Source organism: Actinomadura rubrisoli (genome assembly GCF_004349215.1).
Taxonomy (GTDB): domain Bacteria; phylum Actinomycetota; class Actinomycetes; order Streptosporangiales; family Streptosporangiaceae; genus Spirillospora; species Spirillospora rubrisoli.
On sequence record NZ_SMKU01000366.1, the window covers coordinates 1 to 9,269 of the forward strand.

A 9,269-nucleotide genomic window follows, 5' to 3' on the forward strand; every position below is an offset into this window, starting at 1 on the left:
GGTAGGCGATGGGGTCGTTCTCGGGGGGCGCGGGGCGCGGCCGCCGTCCGGAGCGTTCCTTGCGGGGAGCGCCGCCGCGCGGCGTGCCCGCGCGGCGGGGCGCGCCCGCACGGCCTTTGCGCGGCGCGGGCTGCCTGCCGCCCGAGCGACTCACGGGGGCGCGGCGCGGGCCGCCTCGGCGGCGGGGTTCATCGGGGTCCACGACGGCGCAGACTACTGCCCGCGAGCCGCCGGCGCGCCCGCCCGCGGCCGGATCACCGCCGCTTCCCGCCGCTGACCAGGTCGAGCCGCCCCCAGACGAAGTCGGCGGGCTTCTCGATCACCAGGCTCACGTCGATCATCTCGTTGAGCGAGGCGGGCTGGACGCCGCCGGCCCGCTCCACCCAGGTGATGACCGCGTAGTGGCCGTAGGTCTTGGCATAGGCGGCGCTGAACCCGGTGCCGAACGGGGGGACGCCGGGCGGGTTCAGCGGCTTCACCCAGCCGGCGCCGGTCGCGCGGTCCAGGTCGCGCTGGATCTGCTGGACGCCCTGCTCGCCGGACAGGTTGATGATCATGAACTGGCCGACGTACTTCTTGTCGGTGCTCACGTACGCGCCGCGCAGGATCTGCGAGCAGCCGTACTTGGCGAGGTCGCCCTGCAGCCGCGCACCCCAGGTGACGCTCTTGCAGTCGGTCGCGAGGTTCGAGGCGGCCAGCTTGAAGGTGTACTTGCCGGACGAGAGGGTCTTCGCGTCGCCGGCGAGCGCCTCGGCCTCGGTCACCGGACGCGGGTCGACGCCCCGCGAGGCGATCTTGGTGAAGCCCTCGCCGCTGAAGTCGGGGGTGAAGGCCGTCGGGAGGACCGGCCCCTTGGGGGCCTTGTCGTCTCCGCCGCCGGTCAGCACCAGGGCGGCCGCGATCGCGATGACGACCACGGCCGCGGCGCCGCCGCCGCCGAACAGGAGCTTGCGGTTGGGGACCTTGCGGGCGGGCTTGTCGTCCGGCCAGAAGTCCCGCCCGCCGCCCTCGCGGGCCGTCTCGGGGGAACCGGTGTCACGAGCCTCGATCACGTCCGGGAGCTTAGCGGGCCGACCGCCCCCGCGCGCCCAAAAGGCCATTTCCTCCGGATTTCGCGGCTAAAGCCCGTTAGTCCCGATCAGCGCGCCGACCCCGTAGGTGATCGCGGCCGCGGCGGCGCCGAACGCCAGCTGGCGCAGGCCGCCGTACCACCAGGCGCGGGTCGTGACCCGCGACACCAGCGCACCGGCGAGGAACAGCCCCAGGGCCGCGATCCCCGCCGCGGGCCACAGGCTCGTGCCGCCCAGCAGATAGGGCAGCACGGGCAGCAGCGCCCCGATCGCGAACGACAGGAACGACGAGCCCGCCGCCAGCAGCGGCGAGGGCAGGTCGGACGGGGACACCCCGAGCTCCTCCCGGGAGTGCACCTCCAGGGCCTCCGCCGGGTCGCGGGACAGCTGCCGCGCGACTTCGGCCGCCGTCGCGGGGTCCACCCCGCGCGCCTCGAAGACCTCCGCCAGCTCCCGCTCCTCGGCCACCGGGTGCCGGGCCAGCTCCAGCCGCTCCACCTCGATCTCGGCGCGAGCCAGCTCGCTCTGGGACGCGACGGAGATGTACTCCCCCGCCGCCATCGAGAACGCGCCCGCCGCGAGGCCGGCCAGGCCCGCCAGCAGGACCACCTTCTGGCTCGCCTGCCCACCCGCGATCCCCGCGATCAGCGCGAAGTTGGACACCAGCCCGTCCATCGCGCCGAACACCGCGGGCCTCAGCCAGCCCCCGCTGACGTCGCGGTGCTCGTGGTGGTTCTCCCCGGGCACCTTCGGCGCCTCCTACTTCCCGTCCTTGACGGGCTCTCCCTTCCCGGACTGCCCGGAGGCGTCGGCGGCACCGTCGCCGTCATTGTCCACGCTCTCCCCTTCGGGCCCGCCCTCGGGGTCTTCGTCCTCGGCCCGGTCCCGGACCTCGGCCTTGGTCTCGTCCTCAGCCTCGGCCGCGTTCTCGTCCGCGCCGGTGTCGGCGGCCACCTCGGGCTCGGGCTCGGCCTCGGGCTCCGGCTCCAGCTCAGGCTCAGGTTCGGCTGCGGGCTCGGGCTCCGCTTCTGCCTGGGGCTCTGCCTCTTCGGGCTTGTCGTTGGACGCGGGCTCGTCCGGCGCGTCCGCCTCGTCCGGTTCCTCGGCCGTCGGCTCCGCGGCGGCCTCTTCTTCCTCCACCTCGGACTCCGGCTCGGCCTCGGCCTCGGGTTCCTTCGCCTCCCCGGCGTCGGCCTCGCCCTCGGACGGGACGGGCGCGGCGGGCTCCGCCTCGATGGGCGCGCCGTCCGCGGGCACCTGGCCGACGCTCTCCACGCCGACGCGGTCGCGGGACAGGTAGAGGTAGGCGACCGCGCCGAGGAACACGACGATCGACGTCCAGTCGTTGAGCCTCAGGCCGAGGAAGTGGTGCGCGTCGTCGATGCGCAGCGCCTCGATCCAGAACCGGCCCACCGTGTAGGCGGCGACGTAGAGCGCGAACGCGCGGCCGTGCGTGAGCTTGAAGCGGCGGTCGGCCCAGATGACGAGGACCGCGACGCCGACGCACCACAGCGACTCGTACAGGAACGTGGGGTGGTAGGTCGCGACGTCGGCGTACTTCGGGTCGAGGGCGGCGATGCCGTCGCTCTCCGGCAGCCGCGGCCGCTGGTCCCGGTCGATCTTGAGGGCCCAGAAGGTGTCCAGGGGGCGCCCGTACAGCTCCTGGTTCCAGTAGTTGCCCCAGCGCCCGATGGCCTGGGCGAGCGCGATGCCGGGCGCCACCGCGTCACCGAGCGCCAGCACGGAGATCCCGCGGCGGCGGCAGCCGATGAGCGCGCCGAGCGCGCCGAACAGGACGGCGCCCCAGATGCCGAGGCCGCCCTTCCAGATCTCCAGGGCCCTGGCGGGGTCGCCGTCGGCGCCGAAGTAGCGCTGGTAGTCGGTGATCACGTGGTAGACACGGCCGCCGACCAGCCCGAACGGGACGGCCCACACGGCCACGTCGACGATCACACCGGGGGCGCCGCCCTTGGCCGCCCAGCGCCGCTCGCCGAGCCAGACCGCGACGACGATACCGATGATGATCATGATGGCGTAGGCGCGGAGCGGGATGGGCCCGAGGTGCCAGACGCCCTGTGAGGGACTCGGGATGAAGGCGAGCGGCTGCATGGGCGTTGACGTTACCGCCTCCGCGCGCCGCGGGGCGCCCCTCCTCGCCAAGGACCCCGGATCGCCGCCGGCCGGTCACCGGTTCGAGACCGCGCGCGGCGCCGGGCGACCCCCGGCACCGCGCGGGCCCGCTACCGCTGTGTGGAGGCCCTGCCGGTGACGCGCCTGCCGGCGGGCGCCGGGGCTCCCCCGGCCGCCTTCGCCACGGCCTCCTTCAAGGCGTCGGCGGAACCGAGCGCGTCGTCGTCGACCTTCCTGCCGTTCAGCGCCAGGTAGGGGGTCGCGCTGACCCCGGCCCTCCCGGCGTGGGCGGTGGCCTCGTCGACGGCCGCGATCCGCTCGTACCGCCGGACGCACGCGGTGAACGCGGCGCCCGTGATGCCGGCCTCGCCCGCCCACTTGATCAGCTGCGGGTTGGTGAAGCCGACGTCGCCCTCCTCGGGCTGGCGGGTGTAGAGCGTGTCGTGGTACCTCATCCACCGGTCGGCGGGCGCGCAGGCGGCGGCGTTCGCCGCGCGCCGCGAGTTGGACATCAGCGGCTCCTGCTGGAAGAGCTGGAACGGCCGGTACACCACCTTGGCCCTACCCTCGGCGGCGAGCTCCTTGAGCGTCCCGCCCTGCCGCTCCTCCAGGGCCAGGCAGGCCGGGCACTGGAAGTCCTCGTACAGCTCCAGGACGGGTCCGGTGACGCCCGGCCTCGCCATCGCGATGGAGCCGTCCCGCTGCCGGACGGCCGGCGCGAGCGCGCCCTTGTAGGCCCCGACGGTCCGCTCGTCCCCGCTGCGGGCGACCGCGACGGCCACCAGGGCGACCCCCGCCGACGCCGCCGCCATGGCGCCGAGGACGACCACCAGCATCCGCCGCCGCCTCTGCCGGGCCGCCGCCCGTGTCCGCCCGCCCATGCCCCGCCGATGCGTGGCGTGCTGCCCCTCGGCCTTGCTCATCGCGATCCCCCGATCGGCCCGTCACCTGCTTGCTGAGCAGCGTACGAGCGTCCGAGGGGAGGGACGGCGGCGCCGCGCCGTCCCGAGGCGGAACGGCGCGGCGCCGGGTCGCGGAGAAAGGCCGGGGTTGCGGAGAAAAGGGGTCAGCCGGTCACTTGCCGCCGCCCGCGGCGGTGATGACCGCCCGGAGGGCCTCGCCGTTACTGGCCTGGCTCTGCAGGTCGAGCTGCTTGCCGTCCAGGAAGACCGTGGGGGTGCCCTCGACCTTGCGGCTCTCCAGGGCGTACTTGGTCATCGAGTCGACCTGCGGCTTCTTCTGCTCGTCCCGGACGCACTTCTCGAAGTTCGGGTCGGTGACGCCGACGTCCTTGCCCCACTTGACGAGGTCGTCGGGGGAGAAGCCCTTGGAGCCCTCCTGCGGCTGGAACTTGAAGAGCGCGTCGTGGTAGGAGATCCACTTGTCGGCGGGCACGCACAGCGCCGCCTCGGCCGACCGCAGCGAGTTGATCCGCACCGGGTCCTTCTGCTGGCCGAACAGGTGGAACGGCCGGTAGACGACCTTCACCTTGCCCTCGACGGCCAGCTGCTCGATGGTCTTGCCGCTGGCCTTCTCGAACTGCTTGCAGACCGGGCACTGGAAGTCCTCGAAGATCTCCAGCACCGGCTTGGTCACGCCCGCCTTGGCCATCACGATGGAGCCGTCGGCCTCGCGGCTGAGCGGGGCGAGCGCGCCCTGGTGGGCCTCAGCCCGGCCGTTCTTCTCCTGCCGGTCCATGATGACGACGGTCGCCGCGACGATCGCCGCGACCGCGACCACCGAGCCGAGGACGATGGCGAGGAGCCGCCGCTGCTTCGCCCGCGCCGCCTGCCGTTTGCGCTCTTCGGCCAGGCGCTCCCGCGCGGACCGCTCTCGTGCGGCCTTGCTCATTGGTTCTCCTATGCGTGGGGGCCGCGCCACAAGCCGCGCGGCACGGACCCGGCGGGACTAGTCGACCTGACCGATCCGCCGGAATTCGTCGGACAGTACGAGGATGAAAAGCAGGATAGTGATGGCGTGGACCCCGGTGCACCAGAGGCAGACCTTGTGCAGGATCGCCAGCTCGACGGTCACCAGGTAGACGACCATCAGCACGCCCACCGACACGCTCGCGAGCCGGGCCCAGCGCAGCGGCGGCCACGGCGACCGCAGCGCCCACGGCGTGATCAGCGCGGCGAACCCGACGAAGAACGCCAGCCCGTACAGCGGCATGGGGATGCCGAGGAGCGCGGCGTACTTGCTGGTGGTGACGGCGTGGCAGTCCACCTTGCTGGTGGACGAGCAGATCAGCGTTTCCTCTTTGTAATGCGCGACCGTCAGGTAGATGGAGATCCCGAGCCCGGCCAGGGTGGAGAGCCAGGCCAGACCCTGGAACCAGAGGGGCGGCGAGGAGGGCCGCTGCGCCCCGCCCCGCTCCCGGGCCGTCATCTCTTGGGTCATCGTGATCCTTCCAGGACCGCCTCGCTGCGTCGGCGAACACACCCTACGGGAGAGCGGGAGCACCACAAGCATGAACCGAGTGGGGGCGGCGGCGAGTTCCCGGAACGGGGCAACGTCCGCGCAGGACGCGGGGTCGCGCGTCCCGCGCGGACGTCTTTCACATTGTCGTCGGCCGGCTCAGCGGCCCTGGCGGACCCCTTCGGCCAGTTCCTCGGTGAGGGCGCGGACCCCGGCCAAGCCGGTGGGCAGGTCGGGGGCGTCCAGGAGGCGGCGGACGAACGCCGACCCGACGATGACGCCGTCGGCGAACCCGGCGACCTGGGCCGCCTGGGCGCCGGTGCCGACGCCGAGCCCGAGCCCGACCGGCAGCGTCCGGCCGCCCTTGTCGATGATCGCCCGGGTGCGCTCCACCAGCCGGGGCGCGCCGGTGTCGACGACGGTCCGGGCGCCGGTGACGCCCATCAGCGACGCCGCGTACACAAAGCCCCGGGACGCCGCGGTGATCGTCTCGATGCGCTCGTCGGTGGAGCTGAGCGCGACCAGGAAGACCCGGTCCAGGCCGTGGGCGTCGGACGCCTCCAGCCAGGCGCCGCCCTCCTCCGGGGTGAGGTCGGGTGTGATCAGCCCGGCGCCGCCCGCCGAGGCCAGATCGCGGGCGAACGCGTCCACGCCGTGGTGGTCGACGGGGTTCCAGTAGGTCATGACGAGGGTCGGGACGCCGGTGGCGGCGACGGCCTCGACCGTCCGGAACACGTCGGCGACGCGGACGCCGCCGACCAGCGCCCGGTGGACGGCGTCCTGGATGACGGGGCCGTCCATCATCGGGTCGGTGTAGGGCAGGCCGATCTCGATGACGTCGCAGCCCGCGTCCACCATCGTCTTGAGGGCCTCGACACCGCCCTCGAAGGTGGGGAACCCCGCGGGCAGGTACCCGACGAGCGCCGCGCGCCCCTCGTCCCGGGCCTTGTCGTAGGCGGTCTGGGCGCTCATCGGGCTTCTCCCTCGGGCATCAGGCCGAAGAAGGTGGCGGCCGTGTGCATGTCCTTGTCGCCGCGTCCGGACAGGCACACCACGACGGTGGCGTCCGGGCCGAGCTCGGCGCCGACCTTGAGGGCGCCCGCGAGGGCGTGCGCCGACTCGATCGCCGGGATGATGCCCTCGGTGCGGCACAGCAGCGAGAACGCCTCCATCGCCTCGGCGTCGGTGATCTCGCGGTACTCGGCGCGGCCGGAGTCGTGCAGCCAGGAGTGCTCGGGGCCGACGCCGGGGTAGTCGAGCCCGGCGGAGATCGAGTGGGTCTCCAGGGTCTGGCCGTCCTCGTCCTGGAGCAGGTAGGTGCGCATGCCGTGGATGACGCCGAGGGTCCCGCCGACGAGCGTCGCGGCGTGCCGTCCGGTGCCCACGCCGTCGCCGCCCGCCTCGAACCCGTACAGCCGGACGGACTCGTCGGGGACGAACGCGTGGAAGGCGCCGATCGCGTTGGAGCCGCCGCCCACGCAGGCGACGACCGCGTCCGGCAGCGCGCCGGTCAGCTCCAGGCACTGCCGCCGGGCCTCCGCGCCGATGACGCGCTGGAAGTCGCGGACCATCACCGGGAACGGGTGGGGACCCATCACGGAGCCGATGCAGTAGTGGGTGTGCTCGACGCTGGCGACCCAGTCGCGGAACGCCTCGTTGCAGGCGTCCTTGAGGGTGCGGCTGCCGGTCCGGACCGGGACGACCTCGGCGCCGAGCATCCGCATCCGGGCGACGTTGAGCGCCTGCCGCTCGGTGTCGACCTCGCCCATGTAGACGGTGCACTCCAGGCCGAGCAGCGCCGCCGCCGTGGCGGTGGCGACGCCGTGCTGGCCCGCGCCCGTCTCGGCGATCACGCGGGTCTTGCCCATGCGCCGGGTGAGCAGCGCCTGCCCCAGCACATTGTTGATCTTGTGGGAGCCGGTGTGGTTGAGGTCCTCGCGCTTGAGCAGCACCCGCGCGCCGCCCGCGTGCGCCGAGAAGCGCTCGGCCTCGGTCAGCAGGCTGGGACGGCCCGCGTAGTTCGCGAGCAGCCCGTCCAGCTCGGCGGTGAAGGCGGGGTCGTCCTTGGCGGTCTCGAACTCGCGGGTGAGCTCGTCGAGCGCGGCCATGAGCGCCTCGGGGGCGAACCTGCCTCCGAAGGCGCCGAAATGGCCCCCGGCGTCGGGAACGGGCGCGCCGGAGCGCGCGGTGTCGATGGTCATGAGAGAAACGCGTCCTGTCGTGCGAAGAGGCCGATCCGGTCAGTGGGACTTCGGACGAACCCGCCATCGCTCGCGCAGCGGTTCAACCTGCATGGCCGTACCCTATCCCGGCCCGTCAGCCGCTCTGGCGCAGCGCGGGATGGGCGCCCGCCGCGACCAGGTCGGCGACCGCCGACCGCGGGTCCTTGCCGATCACCAGGCTCTCCCCCACCAGCACCGCGTCGGCGCCGCTGGAGGCGTAGGCGAGCAGGTCGTGCGGGCCGCGCACCCCGGACTCGGCGATCTTGACGACCTCCTTGGGGATCAGCGGGGCCACCCGGGCGAACACGCTCCGGTCGACCTGGAGGGTGTGCAGGTCGCGGGTGTTCACGCCGATGACCTTGGCGCCCGCCTCCACGGCGCGGGCGGCCTCCTCCTCGGTGTGCGCCTCGACCAGCGGCAGCAGCCCGATCGACTCCGCCCGCTCCACCAGCGAGACCAGGGCGTCCTGCTCCAGGGCGGCGACGATCAGCAGCGCCATGTCGGCGCCGTGGGCGCGCGCCTCCCACAGCTGATAGGAGGTGACGATGAAGTCCTTGCGCAGGACGGAGACGTCGACGTTGGCGCGCACCGCGGACAGGTCGTCCAGGCTGCCGCCGAAGCGGCGCCGCTCGGTCAGCACGCTGATCACCCGGGCGCCGCCGGCCTCGTAGTCGCGGGCCAGCGCGGCCGGGTCGGCGATCGCGGCGAGCGCGCCCTTGGACGGGCTGCTGCGCTTGACCTCGGCGATGACCGACACTCCCTGGCCGCGCAGCGCGCCGAGCGCGTCGCGCGGCGCCGCGGCCGCGGCCGCCTTCTCCTTGAGGGCGTCGAGCGGAACCTCTCGCTGCCTTTCGGCGAGATCGGCCCGGACGCCTTCGATGATCTCGTCCAGCACGCTCAAGGTGGTAGGCCCCCTATTTCAGGTCGTTCCGTGCACCGATCGTAGCCGCCCCCTCGGACGCCCCTCGCATCAGGGAGGGCGCCCGGAACCGGGCCCGGCGGCGGCCCCGGCGGCGGCCCGCGCGCCTCAGGGCGCCAGGGCGTGCGCGAACGGAAGGTTGCGGACGATCCAGTAGACGATCAGGAGGCCGATGAGCCCGTAGACCACCTTCGGCCCGAACAGCGCGGACCGCATCGGCAGGCCCCGCGCGGTCAGGACCGTCCACCGGACATACAGGTACCCGAACACCGGCAACAACAGGAACAACAGCGGGTTCAGGCCGAACGCGACACCCGGATGCCCATGCGCGAGGGCGTTGACGAGCCGCGTCGCCCCGCAGCCCGGGCAGTAGTGACCGGTCAGCGCCAGAAACGGGCAAGCCGGATAGTGACCGGGCTCATTGGGATCCACGAACGCGACCAGGACCGTCCCCGCGGCGACCGCGGCAAGCACCCCCACCTGCGGCACCAGCGCCCGCACCACACTCCC

Annotated in this window: 10 protein-coding genes and 1 pseudogene; all 11 read right to left on the minus strand. The window is 73.3% G+C overall.

All coding sequences use genetic code 11. The annotated features are described in order from the left end of the window. A pseudogene (locus E1298_RS49840) lies at positions 1–202 on the minus strand (DEAD/DEAH box helicase); the annotation flags it as partial. 52 nt (positions 203–254) lie between these two features. Next, positions 255–1,052 (minus strand): hypothetical protein, encoded by a 798-nt coding sequence (locus tag E1298_RS39610; RefSeq protein ID WP_131902527.1) that lies wholly within the window; start codon positions 1,050–1,052, stop codon positions 255–257. Positions 1,053–1,118: 66 nt separating this feature from the next. Next, positions 1,119–1,817 carry a VIT1/CCC1 transporter family protein gene (locus E1298_RS39615; RefSeq protein ID WP_243726100.1) on the minus strand — a complete coding sequence of 233 codons (699 nt, stop codon included), beginning with the start codon at positions 1,815–1,817 and terminating at the stop codon, positions 1,119–1,121. 12 nt (positions 1,818–1,829) lie between these two features. Beyond that, positions 1,830–3,179: a prolipoprotein diacylglyceryl transferase gene (gene lgt, locus E1298_RS39620; RefSeq protein ID WP_131902528.1), complete on the minus strand. Its 1,350-nt coding sequence runs from the start codon at positions 3,177–3,179 to the stop codon at positions 1,830–1,832. Positions 3,180–3,310: 131 nt separating this feature from the next. After that, positions 3,311–4,123, minus strand: a complete 813-nt coding sequence (locus tag E1298_RS39625) for a DsbA family protein (RefSeq protein ID WP_131902529.1) — start codon at positions 4,121–4,123, stop codon at positions 3,311–3,313. A 151-nt stretch (positions 4,124–4,274) separates the two neighbouring features. Continuing rightward, positions 4,275–5,051 (minus strand): DsbA family protein, encoded by a 777-nt coding sequence (locus tag E1298_RS39630; protein ID WP_131902530.1) that lies wholly within the window; start codon positions 5,049–5,051, stop codon positions 4,275–4,277. 57 nt (positions 5,052–5,108) lie between these two features. Then, entirely contained in the window at positions 5,109–5,600 is a 492-nt protein-coding gene (locus E1298_RS39635) for a vitamin K epoxide reductase family protein (RefSeq protein WP_131902531.1), read from the minus strand. Positions 5,601–5,777: 177 nt separating this feature from the next. Next, positions 5,778–6,590: a tryptophan synthase subunit alpha gene (trpA, locus tag E1298_RS39640; RefSeq protein WP_131902532.1), complete on the minus strand. Its 813-nt coding sequence runs from the start codon at positions 6,588–6,590 to the stop codon at positions 5,778–5,780. Further along, positions 6,587–7,819, minus strand: coding sequence for a tryptophan synthase subunit beta (trpB, locus tag E1298_RS39645; protein ID WP_131902533.1), 1,233 nt, complete (start codon positions 7,817–7,819; stop codon positions 6,587–6,589). Before trpB ends, trpA begins: the two co-directional genes overlap by 4 nt. A gap of 115 nt (positions 7,820–7,934) precedes the next feature. Continuing rightward, positions 7,935–8,741, minus strand: a complete 807-nt coding sequence (trpC, locus tag E1298_RS39650) for an indole-3-glycerol phosphate synthase TrpC (RefSeq protein WP_131902534.1) — start codon at positions 8,739–8,741, stop codon at positions 7,935–7,937. Between the two features lie 126 nt (positions 8,742–8,867). After that, a partial coding sequence (locus tag E1298_RS39655) for a DUF2752 domain-containing protein (protein ID WP_341770690.1) occupies positions 8,868–9,269 on the minus strand: 402 nt, incomplete at its 5' end.

Excerpts from the sequence above, each read along its gene's own strand:
- E1298_RS39630 (WP_131902530.1), bottom strand. The coding sequence starts at position 5,051 with ATGAGCAAGGCCGCACGAGAGCGGTCCGCGCGGGAGCGCCTGGCCGAA.
- E1298_RS39635 (WP_131902531.1), bottom strand. The coding sequence starts at position 5,600 with ATGACCCAAGAGATGACGGCCCGGGAGCGGGGCGGGGCGCAGCGGCCC.
- lgt (WP_131902528.1), bottom strand. The coding sequence starts at position 3,179 with ATGCAGCCGCTCGCCTTCATCCCGAGTCCCTCACAGGGCGTCTGGCAC.
- trpB (WP_131902533.1), bottom strand. The coding sequence starts at position 7,819 with ATGACCATCGACACCGCGCGCTCCGGCGCGCCCGTTCCCGACGCCGGG.
- E1298_RS39625 (WP_131902529.1), bottom strand. The coding sequence starts at position 4,123 with ATGAGCAAGGCCGAGGGGCAGCACGCCACGCATCGGCGGGGCATGGGC.
- trpA (WP_131902532.1), bottom strand. The coding sequence starts at position 6,590 with ATGAGCGCCCAGACCGCCTACGACAAGGCCCGGGACGAGGGGCGCGCG.